Origin of the sequence: Oceanobacillus iheyensis HTE831 (genome assembly GCF_000011245.1) — a bacterium.
GTDB lineage: Bacteria > Bacillota > Bacilli > Bacillales > Amphibacillaceae > Oceanobacillus > Oceanobacillus iheyensis.
This window is the reverse complement of the sequence record NC_004193.1, coordinates 2,107,030-2,128,471: the sequence shown is the minus strand read 5'-3', so window position 1 is coordinate 2,128,471 and position 21,442 is coordinate 2,107,030. Positions and strand designations below refer to the sequence as shown.

The window sequence follows — 21,442 nt, the reverse complement described above, 5'->3', positions numbered from 1 at the left end:
TGAGATATTCAAATTTAAATTAACATACAACTTCTAAATAATGGGTATATTACTGATGGAGGTGCCTGTATGAGGAAAGTTGTTTTAATAGGTGGTAGTGGAACAATTGGGACCATTTTGCAAAGAGGATTAAAACAGGAATTCGATGTTTATAGTCTTGATGTTAATGTTGATGAAAATAGTGCAAACTCGAAGGAAACAGATGCTAAAAATTTTACAGAACTTATTAATAACATACCTAATGGAACAGATGTATTAATAAACCTGCTATCAACTGGTAATGTCGGAAGGCTTGTTAATATTTCTGAGATGAACGATATGGTCGATGTGTATTTTAAAGCTTCTTATAATATCCTTAAGGCAGCCGAGGAATTAAATATTCCAAAAGTTGTTTTTGCAAGTAGTAATCATGTTACAGATTATTATGAGTCAGAAGGCAAATCAAAGTTGGGAAGAAGTATAAATGTAAACGATTATCCTTATTCAGAAGGACTATACGGAGTACTTAAGCTTGCTGTAGAAAATATAGGTTTTGCTTTTAGTAACCAATATGGTATTTCTGTAATCAATCTGAGGATTGGAAGTGTGAAATTAAATGAGGAAACAGAAATTTATAAAAACCTAAAACGTAATCGACATACATGGCTTTCAGAAGTAGATACCATTACTTTATTTAAGGAAGCTATTATAAGCGATATAGGATATGGAACATTCTATGGTGTTTCTGATAATCCTAATAAACCATGGTGTAATGATAATGCAAAAGAAAAATTAGGGTTTGTTTCTAAAATGAATTCAAATGACATAATAAAAAATAAATAAAAAACAGGGTGAAAGTGTCTTTTAAAGATCACTTTTATCCTGTTTTTTTATTTTCTGATCTAAACTTTCCTGGAGTAATACCTTCGATTTTTCTAAAGGAACGAATGAAGTTTTGGGAATTATTGTATTGCAGTTTAATCGCAATATCTTTAACAGACAAATCCGTATCTACTAACCATTTTTTTGCTATGTTTATTCGATATTTCAATAAATATTCACTGAAAGTGGTTTTCATCTCTTTTTGAAAGATACTACTAAGATAATTGGGATTATAATGTAGTCTAGCTGCAATAGAATCCAATGATATAGCTGTGTCATACTCTTTTTGTATGATATGAATAATTTTATCTGAAATAGTTTTGTATTTGGATTCAGTGCGTTCCTCCACTTTTTCGATAATTGGATAAATGAGGTTATCTTTAAACCATTTTTGTAAGTCATCTGAGGTTCTTAGGTTTTCCAATTCATGAACAAGAGGTCTTTCATCGAGATTTTTTAAATCTACTCCTAATAATTGCTTTAATTCGATTAAATCATAAAGAAACTTAATTATAAATATCTGATATTGATTATGATTAAATTCCTTATCAAATAAAGTATTAAACAATTCTTGCAATCCTTTATCTACTTTTTCACGGTCAGCAACTTTAATGGAATCAAAAATTAAATTTTTATTGGTTGAGGGTAGTTGTCCATTAAAATGATAATTTCGATCTAAATTTTCATAGAAGATAATGGATTCTTTTCCTAGCTTTAATCTATATTTCAGTGATTCCATCCCTTGTTTATATGCATCTTTTGTCGAAACTAATTCGGTGTATGGCAGACTAATACCGATACTTACAGGAAGATCAAATTCCTTGCGTATTTTAGATTGAATCATCTGTGCTAACTCATTTAAATAGAAGTGGTATTCTTCTTCAGACTCAATATCCAGTGTAAGTATTGTTACCTGTGTTCGGTTTATAACTACAGGGGTAAATCGTAATTCTTCTTCTAAGGTATCTTCAATCATAGCATTTATTGCAAATAAAATGACATCTTCTTCTTTTGATTGGTAGTTAGAATCATCCAATGAATCGATTTGTAATGTAAATAAGGAGAGTCTTGACCATGTCTGATTGTATTTAAATGATTTTAATTTCGCTGGAATTTCCTCGCGTTCCATTTTACCTTGCAATAATCGTATAATAAAGAATTGTCTTAGCTGGGTAATCTGATTTTGTAGCCGAGATTCTAACTCAACATTTTTATCAAGCATTTGTTCGATATTAAATTTAATTAAATCGAATTCATTTTTAGTTTTTGTACTAAATTTAGTGGATGATGTGAAAGTCTTGGTGAAGAATTCTTGTAAATGTCGTATTGGTTTATAAAATATACTAATTCCGATGAATGCTATAATTAGCGATATGACTAATAAAATAGTACAAACTAATAATGTAAACCAGCCGATGGAACTGGATTGCTTGTTGAGATCACTTATTTTAACCATTGATACATATGTCCAATTATTATAACTAGATTTTCTAAACGTTATTTTATAATCGATATCTTCTATGGTTGAATTGAATTGGCCTTTACTTGAGTCTAAATCAATAAGGTTACCTAAATCTTCATTTTCCGTAAGATAGTTACCGACATTATTTGGATTACTATCAGCGATGATTTGGTTGGACTCGTCCAAAATAATAAACGTTTCTGTTACAATTTGTTCTGCCATAATATTATTTAAGGTACATGTTGGTATAAGTGCACCTACAAGACCTGTTTTATCTGATGTAAGAAATGGGAGTTTCTTAATTAGATTTATATAGTAGTTACAATTATCACGCGCGTCATTCGTCAAAACAATGTCATCATATTCCTCCAGAATCCAGTAAGAGGAGTTAGTAGAAGTCATATATTTTTCATGAATTTTATTATAACTTTGTTCATTAAGACGAAGAAGACCATTGTTATTGATAAGCCACTCATGCTCTAAACTAACCATAATAACATCTTGAATACCTGTTTCTAACGTCTGCAAATGTCCCAATTCTTGTTTGAAATTGTTGTATCTAATAAAATTGTCAGCATTTAGAGGATCTCTTAATATGTCTTGAGTAGTTGGAGAGCGAACAAAGTGTGTAAGCGAGTTATCAACGCTTTTTAGTACTTGCTCAACATTGGTTTGTATTTGATAAACACTTTGTTGTTTCTCTTCTGCTACATTTGCTTCGATTATTTCGGAAGATCGTAAATAAGAAAAAACGCCAACTAGTATTACAGGAACAGTGCTCAATACGATCAAAAATGTAATTAATTTATAATAATGTTTAATAGAATTTTTTTTCATAAACATCTACCCCAATGACTGCATACTTTTTGAAGCCTTTAAGACAAAGTGTTTTGAGCTTGCTGGTTGTTTCTTTTTTTATCAAGGTTCTTAAAAGATAAATATGATATCCCCATAATTGTTACTCCTGTTGTACTAATAGAAAAAAATGGAATAAGCCCGGGAATACGCATAAACAAATAATATAATCCACTAATTGCTACCATCATCGTAATTGTATAATGTAAATTAGTTAAGCCAATTAAAATTGAATACTTAATATATTGCCAACGTGATAAATTGAAATTGACATATAAAGGAAATATGTAAAGGATTAAAGTTATATAGATAAATCCACATAGAAATAGACCGCCAAGTAATAATGGGTATATCGGATGTTCTGAGATGGTGCCAAGAAAAGATAAGTCGACAAGTAGTATGAGTCCAATTGATCCAATAATAATGGTAAATATATTCGATTTAAAAAATTCCTCTTTATATATAGTAAAGAAAGTATTAAATATTGGTATTTCGGTTTCTTTTTTTAACCACTTTCTAATAATAGTAAACATAGCGATAGTTGCAGGAGTGAAACCGATGATAATTAATCCAAATATGGTAAATAATCCCCAAAGTATATTTATATAAGCCAATCGCATAATCCAAAGACATAACCAATAAAAATTGCCCCAGATACCTCCAACTTCCATAGGGTAGCTCTCCCTCCATAAGTACTTATTAATGATACTAGCATAATAGATTTGCAATACAATAATCATATCAACAGGTTTATGATACCGCTTTCAAAGGAATTGATTATTCTTTGATCATAATCTAAGAAAGTGATTGACTAATATTGTTAATTATAGCTAAATTATAAAAATTCTGCAAATTGTGAGAAAGTGATTATGTACAACCTGAAAATTTTAAAATAACATTAAACTATACAAAAATAAATTTCTAAGGAGGTTAAAAAATGAACAAAAAAAGATTTCTGTTTACCTGTTTTTTACTTATTTTATTACTTGTTCTGACAGCGTGCAATAACGAAAATGCTTCAAGTGAGGAAAGCAATGAAGATTTTAATGAAGATGAAGTTTATTCTTTTTCCATTATGGCAAATCTTCATACGCCTGAAGTACCTGGAGATGTAATTTTGGATATTTTAGAAGAGAAAACAAACACAGAGATTGAGTTTCAGTGGGTACCAGATAATAACTATGAAGATAGGTTAAACACAGCATTCGCTACTAATACACTTCCAGAAGCAGTATTTATGAAAAACCAGACAACATTTATGCAATTTAAAGATGCAATAAGAGATGATCAATTCTGGGAAGTCGGTCCTTATTTAGAAGAGTTTGAAAACCTAGGTAATCTTAAAGAAGAAGTATTAGAAAATACAAAAGTTGATGGTAAAATCTATTCTTTATATCAAGGAAGACCATTATCAAGACAAGGGATAATATACAGAAAAGACTGGGCTGATAATCTAGGTCTTTCTGCACCAACAACGACTGACGAGTTTATGGAAATGGCACGTGCTTTCACTGAGGATGATCCAGATGGCAATGGTAAAGATGATACGTTTGGCCTTACCGACCGAAGCGATTTGGTTTATGGTGCTTTTAAAACAGTATCCTCATGGTTTGGTACTCCGAATAATTGGGGAGAGCAAGATGGAGAGTTGGTTCCTGAATTCATGTTCCCTGAATATAAACAAGCGATGGACTTTTTTAAGGAAATGCATGAAAACGGATACATCAATAAAGATTTCCCAGTAACAAGTAAAGTAGATCAACAAGAATTTATTAAAAATGGATCTTCCGGAATTTATGTAGGATCTATGGGTGACGTAGTAACTTTACACAGTGATGCTGCTGCTATTAATCCAGATGTAGTATATGATGTCCACAATCAAGTTGAAGGACCTAATGGTGAATATAACACGTGGGCAATTCCTGGATATGGAAACTTAGTAATGTTTCCTAAAAGTACTGTTGAATCAGAAGAAGAATTGAAAAGAATACTTGGATTTTTTGATGCATTAATGGATCCAGAACTGTCAAATTCCATTTATTGGGGAGTAGAAGGTGAACATTATACAGTAAAAGAAGGTGGAGCTGTTCCAACAGAGGATCAGGCGTTATTTGACAGGGAAGTAAAACCTTATCAGGCGATTGAAATTGGTGAGGCGGAGACAAATGGAAGATACGAAGGATTTTTTGAATACGAGCCAAAAGCGAAGTCGGAAGAATTGTTTAAAGATAATGAAAATTATTTAATTCATGATCCAACGATAACATTGGATTCTGAAACTAATATTCAAGATGGTTCGAGGTTATTACAAATCATGACAGATGCAACATACCAATATATTCTCGGACAAATCGATGAGGAAGGATTTGATTCTGCAATAGAAAATTGGAAATCTCAAGGGGGCGAAGCGATTATCGAGGAGTTTAATGCTTCCTATGCAGAACAGAATTAATTCGAAGAAGTATTCATGACATTATATTTTTAACAATTTTACGGCCTTTTCTTACTATCAAATGGGAAAGGGCCGTTGTAATTTCTCATAGTACACATTCTACTAACTATTTAAAAGTAATTGAATAATGCTGTTGATGAACGAAATGAAGATTAACTTCTCTGTTTATAATAAATAGTTGATCAATAAATACTTACTCAGTAGTTTTAGAACCAATAATGCAGTACTTTTTAATAAATCATATATATAGCATTCATGCTTCGTTTATTAAAAAAGATAACTGCAATTAGTAATTGCTGCAGAGCGAACAGTGTCCTATTCTCAGGAAATAAGATGTGAAGGGAAATTATTAATTCCTGTTGAGTAAATGTTTCATTTGTATCAGGGAAGTCTAGTTTCTAATGAAAATAGTAAATCACTATTTGAGTCTGGAACTCAGATTTCATTTTTTGATACATAGAATTTATTATTGCTATGCTTCGCTTTATAATAACGATTCATGTCAATTATAAATAACTAATCATTATGTAAGAAATGCCTTTAATTCGTTATAACAGGAAGAGTTTCCTATAGTTGATAACATAATGATTATCAAAGTTACAGTAGGATGAAATTAAGAATAATCAAGATTTATTAATAAAACAGACTGTCAAAGAATGAATCTACAGGACATGCCTGTTGGAGAGGGGGAATTAAGAATGGAAAGTGCATCCATCAAGAAGAGTCGGAGACATGAAATCTTAAAAAACATCAAGAAAAACAAACTGATTTACTTAATGATACTTCCGGGTATTCTTTATTTTTTTATCTACAAATATTTACCGATGACGGGGTTAGTGATTTCTTTTCAGGATTACAAACCATACCTAGGAATTAGTGGGAGCGAGTGGGTAGGATTTGAGCATTTTGAACGTTTATTTACTAGTCCAGATTTTTGGATGATTTTTAGAAATACACTTATTCTTTTTGCTCTACAGATTATCATATTTTTCCCGATCCCAATTATCATTTCTTTAATGCTAAATGAAGTAAGACATTCTTTATACAAAAGAGGTATACAAACACTTATATATATTCCTCATTTTATGTCATGGGTTGTAATCGTTTCCATAAGTTATGTGATGCTGACATTAGATGGAGGGATTATTAATTCACTAATTGAGTATTTTGGATTTGAAAAAATAAACTTTTTAATGAATGAAGAATGGTTTCGACCAATGTATATTCTTCAAGTGATTTGGAGGGAAGCTGGTTGGGGAACAATCATCTTTCTAGCAGCGATTACAGGTGTGGATCCACAATTATATGAAGCTGCAAAAATGGATGGTGCTAATCGATTACGGCAGATGTGGCACATTACATTACCAGCGATTCGAAGTGTGATAATCATTATGCTAATACTAAAGATTGGCGATGTGTTGGAACTTGGTTTTGAGCATGTTTATCTATTATTAAATGCATCGAATCGAGAAGTTGGTGAAATATTTGACACGTATGTGTATACTGCTGGACTTCAACAAGGTCAGTTTAGTTACAGTACAGCTGTTGGCTTCTTTAAAGGGGTGGTCGGGCTTATATTAGTCATTTTTGCAAACCGACTAGCAAAACGATTTGGGGAAGAAGGTATCTATTAATATATTTGGAAGGGGGAGTTCATATTGCGAAATAGAATATCTGTAGGCAGTAAGATTTTCGACGTTATTAATTACGTATTATTGGGTTTATTAGCATTGGTTATGATTATCCCTTTTATACATGTAGTGGGGAGTTCGTTTGCAACTAGCGCGGAAATTGCAGAGACAAGTTTTCTATTGTTTCCAACTGAATTTTCATTGAATGCATATAAGTATATTTTTTCCACGGATACCATTTTACGGGCATTATTGATTTCCGTTACGGTAACGGTGGGAGGGACACTATGGAGCATGTTCTTATCCACATTAACTGCATATGGATTGTCTAGAAAAGATCTGGTTGGGAGAAGATTTTTTAACTTTTTAATCGTATTCACCATTCTGTTTAATGGAGGGATGATTCCAACATTTTTAGTTGTTGAACAAACTGGTTTATTAAATTCTCTTTGGGCATTAATTATCCCAGTTTCTATCAATGCATTTAATATGATAATTTTAAGAAGTTTTTTTATGAATCTTCCTGCTGGATTAGAAGAATCAGCAAAAATTGATGGAGCTAGTGATTTTGGTATTTTATTCCGCATAGTAATTCCGTGTTCATTACCTGCTATCGCTACTATTTCATTATTTTATGCTGTTACTTATTGGAACACATATATGCACGCAATTCTTTATATTAGTGACTCTGCTAAATGGCCAGTTCAAGTGTTGTTAAGGCAGATAGTAGTTTTAGCAAGTGGTATCAATTATGATGGTGCCACGTATACAGATGTACCTCCACCAGAAGTGACCGTTAAGATGGCAACTATTGTAGTTGCTACTGTTCCAGTTCTGCTTGTTTATCCATTTTTACAAAAATACTTTGCAAAAGGAGCATTACTAGGTTCAGTAAAAGGTTAGTAATATCTGAGTAAATAACGAAATGAATGGAGGCATATGTATATGTTTTGTAATATTACTGAATTTGGAGCAAAGGGAGATTCCAACACAGACAATACTGAATCGATTTCATCAGCAATCAAGCGATGTGCTGATAGTGGAGGAGGAACACTCTACATTCCAGCAGGAACGTACTTGACGGGGCCAATTTCGCTGATTAGTAATCTGACAATCTATATTGAATCAGGTGCAAAACTAGTTTTTATAGATGATTTCTCTGCTTACCCTCCAGTTAAAACAAGATGGTCTGGATATGAATGCTATGGATTTTCACCACTGTTATATGGTAATGGTTTAACTAATGTATCAATTATAGGTTCAGGTTGTATTGATGGTCAGGGGGAAGCTTGGTGGGAGGTAAATCATCTATTAAGAAAAGGCGAAGAATATGATCACCCACAAACGAAGGAGATAGCTGAATTAAATAAATCTATAACTGAACCTAAAAATACGAATCTTGTCGAATGGCCATCACAATTTCTTCGACCACCTTTACTTCAAATGTACGATTGTGATTCAGTGACATTGGATGGTATTACGCTGGAAAATTCACCATTTTGGAATACGCATTTTGTATATTGCGATAATGTCACTATTCACAATGTGAAGTTTAAAAATCCTTGGGATACTCCAAATGGGGATGGACTAGATCTTGATTCATGTTCCAATGTGCGTGTATCAAACTGTCATTTTGATGTGGGCGACGATTGTTTAGCATTTAAATCTGGTATCAATGAAGATGGTAGGAGAGTTGCAAGACCAACGGAAAATGTGGCTGTTACAAACTGCACGATGAAAAATGGGCATGGTGGAATTGTAATGGGAAGTGAGAATTCAGGTGGAATAAGAAATATTGCTGTATCAAACTGTGTGTTTATAGGCACAGATCGGGGCATTCGATTAAAAACGAATCGAGCTCGCGGGAGCTACATTCGTGATATTTTAATTGACAATATTTATATGGATGGGGTTCTCTGTCCTTTGGCGATAAATTCCTTTTATCGGCACGGTTTGGATAAGAGTGATTCTTTAATTAATGAATTGTCGCCAATAGAAATTTCAGAAAAGACTCCAGAAATCGAATATATTCATATAAGTAATGTAACAGCTAGAAACTGTCGCTCAGCTGCAGGGTTTATTTACGGACTTCCTGAGAAGTATGTAAAAGATATTATTCTACGGCACGTATTAATTGAAATGACAATCAATCCCGATGAACAAGGTGGAGAACCAGATATGGTAAAAGAACCAATATTTATGGCCGGAGAAGGCATTTATTGTAAGTACGTTGATGGAATAGAATTTCATCGTGTCAGAGTGGAAACAAGACAGGGGCCTGCTCTTCACTTGGAAAATGTTATTAATGCAGAATTAGATCATTTAATTAGGAAGCGTAAACACCCAAATACTCCTATAGTTACTGTCAATGACGTAACTAATATACGGACTAATCAATCTAGTAGGGAGGTAAATGAATTTGAAAACATTTAAAAACCCAATCATCCCTGGCTTTTACCCTGATCCATCTATCTGTCGAGTAGATGAGGATTATTATTTAGTAACTTCAACATTTGAATATTTCCCAGGAGTTCCAATTTTTCATAGTAGAGATTTAGTCAATTGGAACCAAATTGGTCATGTGCTAGACCGGCCATCTCAACTGAATCTGAATGGTATTCCTTGTTCAAGAGGAATTTACGCGCCTACGATTAGATATCATAATGGGATCTTTTATATGATTACTACCTTTGTTGAAAGTAGAACGGGATTGAGACGTGATTTTTATGTTACTGCAGAAGATCCAGGAGGTCCTTGGAGTGACCCAAACTGGTTGGGACCAACGCCAGGTATTGATCCTTCATTGTTTTTTGATGACAATGGAAAGGTTTATTATACCGCAAACCGTCAACCACCAGATGGACAGGAATATCCGAAGCATATGGAAATCTATTTACAGGAATTAGACTTAGAAAGCAAACAATTAATAGGTGATAAGTATAGCTTGTGGGATGGTGCGTTGAAAAATGCTCATGCACAAGAAGCTCCCCACCTATATAAAGTGAATGGGTGGTACTATCTAATGATTGCAGAAGGTGGTACAGGATTTACGCATGCAGTAACCATAGCTAGAAGCAGATCCTTACTAGGACCATATGAATCAGCAAAAACAAACCCAATTTTGACTCATCGACATTTAGGAAGAGAGTATCCAATAAGTAACATAGGGCATGCAGACATTATTGAAACGCATAAAGGAGAGTGGTGGATGGTATGTCTTGGATCACGTCCTTATGGAGGGCATTACCGAAATTTAGGAAGGGAAACTTTTCTAGTCCCTATGGTGTGGGAGAACGATTGGCCTGTTATTAACCCTGGTAAAGGGATCGTTGAATTGGAATCACCTTTTCCTGATTTGGATGAAGTAAAATGGCCGGAAGTTTCAGATAGAGATGATTTTAATTCGACAGAGCTTTCATTACAGTGGAATTTCGTACGGACACCACATGAAACATTTTGGTCTTTGAACGAACGTCCAGGCTACTTAAGACTAAAGTTGAAACCAGAAACGATTATAGATCGAGTTAATCCAAGCTTTATCGGGAGGCGTCAACAACATAAAAATTTTGTTGCTACTACATTAATGGAGTTTGTTCCTAAGAAAAGTGGAGAAGTAGCTGGAATCGTTTTACTACAAAACAATGATTTTCAATTTCGAATGGAACTTCTACTGGATGGTGCATCTACTATTGTTCGACTAATAAGAAGATATGATGGGATAGATCAGGTGATTTCTCAGGAACAAACGAGTGAGAATAAATTATATTTAAAAGTAGAGGCAAAAGAGCAAGATTATTGTTTTTATTATGGGAATTCACTCAATAATTTTGAACTACTTGCAAATCAAGATGGCAAATTACTAAGTACGGATATAGCTGGAGGATTTGTAGGGACCTATATAGGCATGTATGCCAGCAGTAATGGGAAGGAGAGTACGAATAAAGCTGATTTTGATTGGTTTGAGTATAAAGAAATCTTACAAAAATAAGTGTAATAGGAGGAGGTTTTTATGAATAAAATTACTAATTTGAACGAGGAGGATCCATTAACATGGGCAGAAAAAGCATGTAAAAGCATGATGAATCAATTTACGCCAAGTCAATTACCTCCACAGAACAGGTGGCATTATCATCAAGGGGTATTTTTAAGTGGGATGCTAGAAGTTTTTAAAGAAACTCAGGGTAACGAATACTATAACTATGTAAAGGCGTATGTTGATAATTTAATAGATGAAGAGGGTAATTTTTTATTTGCTAGAAGTGAACTAGATGCCATTCAACCCGGATTATTATTACTATATTTATATAAACATACTGGAGATAAACGATATAAGATTGCCTCTGAAAAACTGAGGAATGTGCTGAGAACAATTAACAAAACGAGGGAAGGTGGCTATTGGCACAAAGATAAATACCCTTATCAAATGTGGCTTGATGGTTTGTATATGGCTGGTCCTTTTGCTATTCAATTTGGTCAGCTGTTTAATGAACCAAAGCTTATAGATTTAGTGTTGTATCAAGAACAACTCATGCGTAGTCATACAAAGAATAAGGAGAATGGTTTATATCATCATGGATGGGATGAGAAGGCGGAACAGCCATGGGCGACATCTTCTGGTAGAGCACCTGAAGTGTGGGGAAGAGCGCTTGGGTGGTATGCTATGGTACTTACTTATTTTTTAGAATTACTTCCCCAGTCACATTCAAAACAGCAAGAATTACAATTAGTACTAAGTGATTTATTTGACAGTTTAAACAGGTATCAGGATGAAAATTCTGGATTATGGTATCAAGTAATTGATAAAGGCCATTTAGAAGATAATTGGCTAGAAAGCTCCTGTTCATGTTTATTTGTTTATGCTATGGCTAAAGCAGTAAACAATAACTACGTAGATAAAAAATATATAAAAAATGCCCAAAAAGGGTATGCAGGCATATTAAAACATTCAACTCAAGTAGATTCGAATAACAATCTGTTCTTAAGTGATATTTGCATTGGGACTTCTATCGGAGATTATAATTATTATGTAGGCAGAGACACGATCAAAAATGATTTACACGGTGTGGGTGCATTTATATTAGCAAGTGTAGAGATGCATAAATTTTTTAACCTATGAACCTTATTTGGAAGGAAGACGAAATACTATGGGTCGTTTCATAAGTAAAATTGTAATTGCTTTGATATTTATGCTTGTTCTGACAGGTTGCGGACAGAAGACCGACACGTTAGAGATTTTGTTTTTCACTGAGATTACGGAAGATACAGGAGATAGCTTAGTCAATAATCTGGAACAAATTTACCCAGAGTCAGCTTTAAAGTTTAAAAGTGAATTTTATGCATCTGTCTATGAAAGGTTAATTGCTGAAATAGCTTCACATAATGGAGATATATTAATAGTTGAATCAAATTTGCTAACGCCGGGTAGTTTTGATTCGGAAGGTCTTATTCCTTTTGAATTAACTGATGAACGTAAGAAAGATATACCAAAAGAATATTTTCTCAAAAATGAAAAAACGAAAAAGGATACTATCTACGCTTTGCCAATAGATGAGAATTCTGATTTATTAGGAAAACTTAATATTAATCTGAATTCTGAGTTAGTCGCCTTGGTACCAATTTATAGTGAACATCAAGACTTAGCTGTACAAATGGTGATGGAAGCTTTAACAGCCCGATAACGATACTTTCCATTGGAGGAAACTATGAATCATATAAATTTGTTCCTTGCAGGGGATTCAACAATGGCTACTTATGATGTAAATAGAGCACCACAAATGGGGTGGGGACAAGTGTTGGATCAATATTTTAATGAAAAAATAAAAATCTGGAATGAAGCTGTGCCAGGCAGGAGTACAAAAACATTTATTCAAGAGGGAAGACAAAAACGGATTTGCCAACTTATAAAACCAGGAGACTATTTATTTGTTCAATTTGGACATAACGATTCTAAAGCCGACAGTGATCGATATACTGAACCATTTACTACCTATAAACAAAATTTAGAGATATTTATCAGTAATGCTAGATCTAAAGGAGCTTTCCCGGTTTTATTGACCCCTGTTCAAAGAAGGAATTTTACTATCAAAGGGAAGATACTCGATAAACATGGTTCTTACCCCGTTGCAATGCGTGAACTTGCTATGGAATTAGCAGTACCTTTGATTGATATTACGGAAAAGAGTACCATTTTGCTCGAAAATATCGGTCCGGAATTATCCAAAAAATTATATATGTGGTTGAAACGGGGAGATTATTCTAACTACCCTGAAGGTATGGAGGATAATACTCATTTTACAGAATTGGGAGCAAATACGATAGCTCAACTTGTAATAGAAGGAATCAATGATTTACGGTTGCCCTTAGCAAAGTTTATAAATAAAGAAGAAATGGGATTGTAGTAGAACGTATAATGTAAATGGATTTGTATGAGGGTAAGGGGTATTCCAATTTAAATAATACGGAAAGAAGGTCACCTCTTAGTAAATAAAGGACTAAAGAAGCGATTAGGAGGATAAAGATGAGAAAGAGGTATGCACTGGTTGGTACAGGAGGAAGAGCTGAGTTTTTTTATGGGGCAATAGCGAGGGATTATGAAGAAACAGCAAAACTGGTTGCTTTTTGTGATATAAATGAAACAAGAATGAACTATGCTAATCAATTGCTCGAAGATAAGTATAATCATCCCCAAATACCATTATATAAATCATCTTATTTTGAAACTATGATCAAAAAAGAAAAACCGGATACCGTAATCATAACTTCGATAGACAGAACTCATCATTATTATATCATTCAATCATTAGAACTCGGCTGTAATGTTATTACCGAAAAACCAATGACAACGGATGTAGAAAAATGTCAGCAAATTATGGACGCTATTCATCGCACGAATAAGGAAGTTCGTGTTACATTCAATTATCGCTATGCTCCACACAATACTAAAATAAAGGAGTTAATACTAAATGATGTCATCGGTGAAGTATACTCGGTGAATTTTGAATGGGCTCTAGACACTCAACATGGTGCTGATTATTTTAGAAGGTGGCATCGTGATAAAAGAAATAGTGGAGGATTACTTGTCCATAAAGCAACCCATCATTTTGATTTAGTAAATTTTTGGTTAAGTACAACTCCAGAAACAGTCTATGCGTTAGGTGATTTACGTTTTTATGGAAGGGAAAATGCTGAAAGTCGAGGAGTCACAAATTTTTATCAGCGAGCATATCAGGATGAAAGAGCACTTAATGATCCTTTTGCTATTAATTTAGAAGAAAATAAACATTTGAAGGCAATGTATTTAGATGCAGAACATGAAGATGGCTATCATCGGGACCAAAGTGTTTTTGGGGATGGGATCAGCATTGAAGACACACTTGGAGTACTAATTAAATATAAAAATAAAGCAATTCTTAATTATTCTTTAAATGCCTATATGCCTTGGGAAGGTTTTATTGTTGTATTTAATGGAAGTAAAGGGAGATTAGAAGTACAAGTGAAGGAACAATCGTATATTAACTCAGGCGGTTCGAAAGCTGATGAAGGTAAAGTAAAGGAAAAATTTATTCGTGTTCTTCCGATGTTTGGTCAACCGTATGAGGTGAATGTCATTGAAGAAGAGGGTGGTCATGGTGGAGGAGATCCTCTATTACTTAATGACTTATTTGGGCATTCAAAAGAAGATAGATTTAATCGGTCTGCAAGTCATATAGATGGAGCGATATCTATTCTTACCGGCATAGCTGGTAATATGTCTATAAATAGTGGTTTGCCAGTAAGAGTGGATGAATTGTTTATGTGATAGGAGGATGAAAAATTCCAATTCGAAATAGATATTTGACGTCATAATAAATAAATAAACAGAGAAAAAACGTAAAGCAGATGAAATTTAGATTATATTTTAACATTAACAGTCCTAATTAATTAAATTAGAAAAAACTGTTCTTTCTTTTATTTCATCTGCTTCATAATTTATTTGTCAAACCATTCTACTGTTTTTATTAAACCATCATCAAATGTAGTTATTGGTTCATAGTTTATTATATCTTTAGCGCGCTGTATGTCAGCTAAGGAATGTTTAACGTCACCTGCACGATCCTTCGTATGGATAGCAGAAATGTTTTTTCCTAAAATATTGTTAATACGATCCACCAAATCATTTAGCTGTATTTGGGTTCCAGTACCGATATTAACTACTTCCCCTTTTAAATTTTTCGCGGTAGCGGCAAGTAGATTAGCAGATACAACATTATCGATATAAGTGAAATCTCTTGATTGTGTACCATCACCGTATATAATAGGTGATTGATTTTGAATGATTGATTCTATAAATGCTGGAATGACCGCAGCATATTTTGAATGTGGATTTTGTCTTGGGCCGAATACATTAAAATAACGTAAGGAAATCGTTTCTAATCCGTATATTTCATAAAAAACTTTACAATATAGTTCACCCGTATATTTACTAACTGCATAAGGTGACATAGGATTAGCAATCATATCTTCTTGTTTCGGTAACCTTTTATTATTGCCATAAGCGGAAGAAGAAGCTGCGTATACAAATCGACTGACACCTTCCTCAACGGCAGCGTTTAAAAGAGTAAGTGTACCGTTCACATTTGCATAATTAGATAATATTGGATTGTCGATTGATTTAGGAACAGAAGGAATAGCCCCTTGATGTAAGATAATATCTACACCTTTCATAGCTTCTTTAACTACTGCTTTATTTGTAAAGTCTCCGCTAATTATCTCTACTTGATCGTTAATATCTGCTATATTGTTCTTGTTTCCTGTACTGAAATTATCTAGCAATCTAACCGATTCCCCGTTTGAAATAAGCTTCCTTACGATATTTGATCCTACGAATCCTGCGCCGCCAGTAACTAAATATTTTGTCAAATTTCATTCCCCTTTTTCGTTTGTTAGTTAGATCTTGATATACTATGAAAGTTATAAATATACGTATAGGGGGAATATAATTGATTTAACAAAATAGGCATCTATTTTCTGTTTTTAACGGTGAATGATTGATTTAAAATCATTCGTACAAATAAGGTCTGTACATGCATTCATTAGCTGTTGGTCTGTAATTTTCCACGTGTGATCATTATGATGTTCATTTCGGAAAACAACATGATTGAATCTGTCAGTAGAATAAATGTTAAACCCATTATAAATGCAATCCTTTTGAAATTTAGCGTCAGAACCATACTTGCTTCTTATAAATGACACTTTAGATAACACATCTTTCTTAAAAGTAAGAGTTGAATCTACTACTCGATTTGTATATTGGTTTTCTTTACTAGAATGTAAGATTCCTAGATAATTGCTTTCCTGAAAATATACATAAACCGTACTCTTTCCTATAATATCTACTTCTTTGTTGGTTTGATATATAGACCAAATGGATTTTAAATAATTAGGAGCATAGTAGTCATCATCATCAAATTTAGCAATATAATCAAAGGATGCTTGTTGAGATGCAAACATTTTACACTCACTAGCTGTATACCATTCAGGTAGTTGAAAAACAGATACATTGGAATAATTGGCAGCTTTGCCAATCCATCGGGAAAGATTAATACTATCGTTATTTAAAATGATAATTAATTCCTTGTTCTCTATAGTCTGTGAACTATAGTTAAGGAATATATTTTCCATCATATGATCTCGATTCGTACAAGTAATGATTGATATCATAAAGGTCACCAACTAAGATATATTTCCGTTACCTAACAAGAATAATTTAGCACTTCCGGTTAATCCAGCAGTTACATTCTTGGTATCATATACTATTTTTGCATGGTTTAGTATGTCCTGGACAGGAATGGCAGAATGGTCGACTAATATGACAACTATATCCATTTTTTTTAATAGTTGGGGAGTTATCTCCGTACTGTGATATGTTTGTTGGTTGATTTCAACAGTTGGAACAGCTGGATCAAAGTACACCAAACTTTTGTAACTTTTTACTAACGTTTTCATGATGTCTAAAGGCGGAGACGTTCGAACATCATTGGAATCTTTTTTGTATGATACACCACAGATAAGAATATTTGCCTCATTAATAGGTTTTTCTGCATGAACGATATTATTAATCTGATTGATTACATACTGACTTATATCTTTGTTTTTTTGCTCTGCAAGAGCTAGAAATTGGTTATTAAATCCATGTTGTTGTCCTATCCATGACAAATATAGTGGATCAATCGGAATGCAATGTCCTCCGATTCCAGGTCCCGGGTAAAACGGTTGAAAACCATATGGTTTTGAACTAGCAGCATCAATTGCTTCCCATAAATTAATATTTAATTGATCGCAGAGCATTGCCAATTCGTTTATAAAGGATACATTAATAAAACGATAACTATTCTCCACTAATTTACATAGTTCAGCTATTTCAACAGAAGAAGTTGGAATTATTTCATCAAATACATTTTGATAGAAATCAGTTATATGTTGCAGGCAACCCTCTGATATACCGCCAACTACTTTAGGAATTTCTTCTACTTTTAACGTGTTATTTCCAGGGTCAATTCTCTCTGGAGAATAACCTAGATAGAACTCTGAACCAATTTGTAGATCGCTTTTTTCTAATATTGGTAGGAGAATATCACGTGTTGTTCCTGGATAAGTGGAACTTTCCAAAATAACTAACTGATTAATTTGCAGTCTTGGATATATTTCTTCACTTACATTTTTGATATAACTAAGATCAGGAATTTGCTCTTTTGTTAAAGGTGTTGGAACGCATATTACGATAATATCTAATTGACTTATGACATCATAGTTGGAAGTAAATATAATACTATCCGTTTTTAGCGCATCCTGTAGTTCGTTGTCTTTAATATCTGGAATATAACTTTTTCCGTTTTGTAATTGGCTAATTTTAGATTGATTAATATCAATTCCAGTAACTTGATATCCTTTTTTTAAGAATAATAAAGCTAGAGGAAGTCCGACATAACCCATGCCAATTACACCTACTTTTGAATTTACGTAGGGAGTGTTTGTTGTATTGTTTGTTTTTTTCATAGTTGACCTCCTAAAAATATACATTCAATTAATCAGCTGCTGTATTTTATAGAATTTTAATTGAATAAGGAACGGCTGCTACCTATTGGCAGCACTGAATTCATTGGAGGTGTACAAGGTTTTAGAAGTGAAATAGGAAAATGGTTTAGTAGAAATAGATCGTAAGGGTACCAATATCTTATCGGTTTTGTAATAGGCATGGAATTCCGGAATGGAGTTTCGTTTTCTAATTATATTAGTGGGGGAGAATAATTAGATGGTGATTTAAGTCGAATTTTGTTAAAATATAGCATCTATTTAGAATTTCTGTCTGTTGGCAGGATTTAAATAGGAAATTATAGAATGTAATTAAAGTTGGACATATTTTTTTTTACAATCTTAAACCTATTTTAATAAGGTAGATTCGGGTAAAATCAGAAAACCATGTTAAAAATATCCCAAACAAATTCTTTTTGTTTTCATAATTATCTTAGCTATATTTATAGAAAGGCTTGTAGCTATTTTTAGAGTGTTTAAGTTATAATTTATTGGGGTATACACTAATAATGTCAATTTTGATGTGGAGAGCGAGGTGAAGAAATGAGCTATAAGGAAGTAGATAATGTAGTATTGTTCCCCTCTGTAAAGAAAACACTAGAGGATGAAAGTCTGAGAGCATTACAAGAAAAGCGTTATGAAGAAGCTTTAGACAAGCTTAATCATTTAATAGAATATCATGCAAGTAGTCATGAGATTTACATAGGTAAATTAATGTGTTTAATGGAGTTAGGAGATTATAAAGATGCGCAAGAGCTTTGTGAAGATTTAATAGCAAACAAAGATGAACATTATTATCATTACTTACATATTTATTTGACGATTTTATTTCAAACAAGTCAGTATGAAATACTTATGGAGCAAGTGGGATACGAGTTTGAACAAAATAATGTGCCAGAGCTTTTACGGGAACCATTTCAACAATTATATGAGATGAGTCAAAGTATGAAGATAGATATCCAAAAAGATTCTTCTTCTATCTATAAAGATGAGTTACATCAAGCGATTAATCAAGATCAGCATAAAAAGCAATGGCAGCTTTTAAAAAAATTGAGTACATTAAATATAAGTCCTTCTTCGGATATGTTTCCCTTACTTGATAATAATCAAATACATCCCGTTGTAAAGACATGTTTAGTACAATGGCTAGTTGATAGTAAAGTGAGCGAAATAATACCCATACATAAGTTTGATGTGAGCTTGGATATTATACCTACACAGTTAGACAAGATAGAAGATTTACATGAATATCAAATGGCTAAGAAAGCATTGGAAATGAGGATGGAAAATAATCCATCTTTGCAGCAGTTGATTGAACAGCTTATATATCGTTATTTTTATGTAATCTATCCATTTGAAACATTGAGTGAACAAACAGATATATTTATCTCAGCAGCAATAAATGTAGCAAAGCGTTATTTTCAGATAGATGTAAATATGGAAGAATTAAGCGACGATATTCAGAAATGGATGGATTCCATTCAAATGTCCGACTCACTATATCTTAGTATCATTGAAGAATAGCGTAAAATGCTTGAAACCATTAGCATTTATGTTATAATGAGATGGTTGTAAATAGCGAACATTACATTTATGAAAAACAAAGAAATTTGTATTATAGATTTTGGAGGGAATAAATAATGACAGCAAAATGGGAAAAACAAGAAGGTAATAAAGGTGTACTAACTTTTGAAGTCTCAGCTGAAGAGTTTGAGCAGGCATTAGATCAAGCCTTTAAAAAAGTATCTAAAGATGTTCAGATTCCAGGATTCCGTAAAGGGAAAATACCTCGCGGGATATTCGAAAAACGTTTTGGCGTAGAAGCACTTTATCAAGACGCGGTAGATATTGTATTACCATCTGCATATACAAAAGCAGTGGAAGAAGCGGATATCTTCCCTATAGCTCAACCATCTGTGGATATTGATCAAATCGAAAGAGGTAAAGAATTAATCTTTACTGCTGAAGTTGAAGTGAAGCCAGAAGTGAAACTTGGCGAATACAAAGGCTTAGAAGTAGAAGAAGAATCAGTAGAAGTTACAGATGAAGATGTAGAAAAAGAGATTGAAAATGTACGTGAGCGTCATGCTGAACTAATTGTAAAAGAAGAAGAAGCTATTGAAAATGGCGATACTGCTGTTATTGACTTTGAAGGTTTCCAAGATGGAGTTGCTTTTGAAGGCGGTAAAGGTGAAAATCATTCATTAGAAATTGGTTCTGGTCAATTCATTCCAGGATTTGAAGAGCAGCTTATTGGTAAGAAAGCAGGAGAAGAAACAGAAGTTACTGTTACTTTCCCAGAAGAATACCATGCAGAAGATTTAGCTGGTAAAGAAGCTGTATTTAACGTAAAAATTAATGAAGTAAAAGCGAAAGAACTACCAGAACTTGATGATGAATTTGCAAAAGATGTCGATGAAGAAGTAGAATCATTAGATGAGTTGAAAAAGAAAAAACGTAATGAGTTAGAAACAAATAAAAAACAAGAAGTTGAAAATAAAAAGCGTGAAGAACTAATCCAAAAAGCTTCAGATAATGTTGAAGTAGATATTCCTGAAGCAATGGTTGATACAGAAGTAAACCAAATGGTTCGTGAGTTTGAACAACAACTTCAGATGCAAGGTATGACATTAGAAATGTACGCACAGTTCTCTGGGCAAGATGAGGATGCTCTAAAAGAACAAATGCGTGAAGATGCTGCAAAGCGTGTGAAAACTAATCTAACATTAGAAGCTATTTCTGAAGCAGAAGGTATAAAACCTTCAGAAGAAGACATAAAAGCTGAACTTGAAAAAATGGCTTCTATGTACGGCGCGGAAGTTGATCAACTAGTACAAATGCTAGGTGGAAACACAGAAACGCTAGAAAATGATTTGAAAGTTAAAGCTGCAATTGACTTCTTAGCAGAAAACAGCAAGACTAAATAATGACAGTTGGATAGAAGACAAGGTGCGATTTTTGTCGCACCTTGTCTTTCATATTTCTAGTAATTATATGGATATTTACTCACTGTTTAAACATATAGTGAAAGTGGAAATAATTGTTTGTAAAATTGTTGACTTTTTATTAAAAAAATCCATAATGAAAGAACAGACTTATTTATCACTGACA

At 33.3% G+C, this 21,442-nt stretch carries 17 protein-coding genes; 12 read left to right on the top strand and 5 right to left on the bottom strand.

What is annotated here, in order from left to right:
- The first annotated feature begins 69 nt into the window (after window positions 1-69).
- On the top strand, window positions 70-822 hold the full coding sequence (locus OB_RS10775; protein WP_011066489.1) for an NAD-dependent epimerase/dehydratase family protein: 753 nt from the start codon (window positions 70-72) through the stop codon (window positions 820-822).
- A 34-nt stretch (window positions 823-856) separates the two neighbouring features.
- Here OB_RS10775 and OB_RS10770 read toward each other — a convergent pair whose 3' ends face one another.
- Together OB_RS10770 and OB_RS10765 are read right to left on the bottom strand one after the other, a co-directional pair.
- Window positions 857-3,115 (bottom strand): helix-turn-helix domain-containing protein, encoded by a 2,259-nt coding sequence (locus OB_RS10770; protein ID WP_231846939.1) that lies wholly within the window; start codon window positions 3,113-3,115, stop codon window positions 857-859.
- Between the two features lie 83 nt (window positions 3,116-3,198).
- The gene (locus OB_RS10765; RefSeq protein WP_011066487.1) at window positions 3,199-3,849 is read right to left on the bottom strand and encodes a YesL family protein; all 651 of its coding nucleotides are present in this window, start codon (window positions 3,847-3,849) and stop codon (window positions 3,199-3,201) included.
- A gap of 266 nt (window positions 3,850-4,115) precedes the next feature.
- Between OB_RS10765 and OB_RS10760 the strand changes: the two genes are divergently transcribed.
- The 9 genes from OB_RS10760 (at window position 4,116) to OB_RS10720 (ending at window position 15,059) form a co-directional block, all read left to right on the top strand.
- The gene (locus OB_RS10760) at window positions 4,116-5,630 is read left to right on the top strand and encodes an extracellular solute-binding protein (protein WP_011066486.1); all 1,515 of its coding nucleotides are present in this window, start codon (window positions 4,116-4,118) and stop codon (window positions 5,628-5,630) included.
- A 698-nt stretch (window positions 5,631-6,328) separates the two neighbouring features.
- Window positions 6,329-7,264, top strand: coding sequence for an ABC transporter permease (locus OB_RS10755; RefSeq protein ID WP_041544198.1), 936 nt, complete (start codon window positions 6,329-6,331; stop codon window positions 7,262-7,264).
- A 24-nt stretch (window positions 7,265-7,288) separates the two neighbouring features.
- Entirely contained in the window at window positions 7,289-8,164 is an 876-nt protein-coding gene (locus OB_RS10750; protein WP_011066484.1) for a carbohydrate ABC transporter permease, read from the top strand.
- A gap of 42 nt (window positions 8,165-8,206) precedes the next feature.
- A complete protein-coding gene (locus OB_RS10745) occupies window positions 8,207-9,694 on the top strand; it encodes a glycoside hydrolase family 28 protein (RefSeq protein ID WP_011066483.1) in 1,488 nt (495 codons plus the stop codon).
- Window positions 9,675-11,249, top strand: coding sequence for a glycoside hydrolase family 43 protein (locus OB_RS10740; RefSeq protein ID WP_011066482.1), 1,575 nt, complete (start codon window positions 9,675-9,677; stop codon window positions 11,247-11,249). Before OB_RS10745 ends, OB_RS10740 begins: the two co-directional genes overlap by 20 nt.
- A gap of 21 nt (window positions 11,250-11,270) precedes the next feature.
- Window positions 11,271-12,377: a glycoside hydrolase family 88/105 protein gene (locus tag OB_RS10735; RefSeq protein ID WP_011066481.1), complete on the top strand. Its 1,107-nt coding sequence runs from the start codon at window positions 11,271-11,273 to the stop codon at window positions 12,375-12,377.
- Between the two features lie 28 nt (window positions 12,378-12,405).
- Entirely contained in the window at window positions 12,406-12,939 is a 534-nt protein-coding gene (locus tag OB_RS10730) for a hypothetical protein (protein ID WP_011066480.1), read from the top strand.
- A gap of 24 nt (window positions 12,940-12,963) precedes the next feature.
- Entirely contained in the window at window positions 12,964-13,659 is a 696-nt protein-coding gene (locus tag OB_RS10725; RefSeq protein WP_011066479.1) for a rhamnogalacturonan acetylesterase, read from the top strand.
- Between the two features lie 119 nt (window positions 13,660-13,778).
- Window positions 13,779-15,059, top strand: a complete 1,281-nt coding sequence (locus OB_RS10720; RefSeq protein ID WP_011066478.1) for a Gfo/Idh/MocA family protein — start codon at window positions 13,779-13,781, stop codon at window positions 15,057-15,059.
- 170 nt (window positions 15,060-15,229) lie between these two features.
- Here OB_RS10720 and OB_RS10715 read toward each other — a convergent pair whose 3' ends face one another.
- The 3 genes from OB_RS10715 to OB_RS10705 all read right to left on the bottom strand — a co-directional run bounded on the left by OB_RS10715 (window position 15,230) and on the right by OB_RS10705 (window position 18,295).
- Window positions 15,230-16,159 carry an SDR family oxidoreductase gene (locus tag OB_RS10715; RefSeq protein ID WP_011066477.1) on the bottom strand — a complete coding sequence of 310 codons (930 nt, stop codon included), beginning with the start codon at window positions 16,157-16,159 and terminating at the stop codon, window positions 15,230-15,232.
- A 114-nt stretch (window positions 16,160-16,273) separates the two neighbouring features.
- Window positions 16,274-16,960 (bottom strand): glycosyltransferase family A protein, encoded by a 687-nt coding sequence (locus OB_RS10710; RefSeq protein ID WP_011066476.1) that lies wholly within the window; start codon window positions 16,958-16,960, stop codon window positions 16,274-16,276.
- Between the two features lie 12 nt (window positions 16,961-16,972).
- Entirely contained in the window at window positions 16,973-18,295 is a 1,323-nt protein-coding gene (locus tag OB_RS10705; protein ID WP_011066475.1) for a nucleotide sugar dehydrogenase, read from the bottom strand.
- A 579-nt stretch (window positions 18,296-18,874) separates the two neighbouring features.
- Here OB_RS10705 and OB_RS10700 point away from each other — a divergent pair.
- Entirely contained in the window at window positions 18,875-19,855 is a 981-nt protein-coding gene (locus OB_RS10700; protein WP_011066474.1) for a tetratricopeptide repeat protein, read from the top strand.
- Between the two features lie 116 nt (window positions 19,856-19,971).
- Complete coding sequence (tig, locus tag OB_RS10695; protein WP_011066473.1) at window positions 19,972-21,258, top strand: trigger factor; 1,287 nt, start codon at window positions 19,972-19,974, stop codon at window positions 21,256-21,258.
- Window positions 21,259-21,442: the final 184 nt, after the last annotated feature.

Bases quoted from the DNA above. Each gene is read 5' to 3' on its own strand.
- OB_RS10775 (WP_011066489.1), top strand. From the start codon at position 70: ATGAGGAAAGTTGTTTTAATAGGTGGTAGTGGAACAATTGGGACCATT.
- OB_RS10765 (WP_011066487.1), bottom strand. From the start codon at position 3,849: ATGGAAGTTGGAGGTATCTGGGGCAATTTTTATTGGTTATGTCTTTGG.
- OB_RS10760 (WP_011066486.1), top strand. From the start codon at position 4,116: ATGAACAAAAAAAGATTTCTGTTTACCTGTTTTTTACTTATTTTATTA.
- OB_RS10755 (WP_041544198.1), top strand. From the start codon at position 6,329: ATGGAAAGTGCATCCATCAAGAAGAGTCGGAGACATGAAATCTTAAAA.
- OB_RS10745 (WP_011066483.1), top strand. From the start codon at position 8,207: ATGTTTTGTAATATTACTGAATTTGGAGCAAAGGGAGATTCCAACACA.
- OB_RS10740 (WP_011066482.1), top strand. From the start codon at position 9,675: ATGAATTTGAAAACATTTAAAAACCCAATCATCCCTGGCTTTTACCCT.
- OB_RS10735 (WP_011066481.1), top strand. From the start codon at position 11,271: ATGAATAAAATTACTAATTTGAACGAGGAGGATCCATTAACATGGGCA.
- OB_RS10730 (WP_011066480.1), top strand. From the start codon at position 12,406: ATGGGTCGTTTCATAAGTAAAATTGTAATTGCTTTGATATTTATGCTT.
- OB_RS10725 (WP_011066479.1), top strand. From the start codon at position 12,964: ATGAATCATATAAATTTGTTCCTTGCAGGGGATTCAACAATGGCTACT.
- OB_RS10720 (WP_011066478.1), top strand. From the start codon at position 13,779: ATGAGAAAGAGGTATGCACTGGTTGGTACAGGAGGAAGAGCTGAGTTT.
- OB_RS10710 (WP_011066476.1), bottom strand. From the start codon at position 16,960: ATGATATCAATCATTACTTGTACGAATCGAGATCATATGATGGAAAAT.
- OB_RS10705 (WP_011066475.1), bottom strand. From the start codon at position 18,295: ATGAAAAAAACAAACAATACAACAAACACTCCCTACGTAAATTCAAAA.
- OB_RS10700 (WP_011066474.1), top strand. From the start codon at position 18,875: ATGAGCTATAAGGAAGTAGATAATGTAGTATTGTTCCCCTCTGTAAAG.
- tig (WP_011066473.1), top strand. From the start codon at position 19,972: ATGACAGCAAAATGGGAAAAACAAGAAGGTAATAAAGGTGTACTAACT.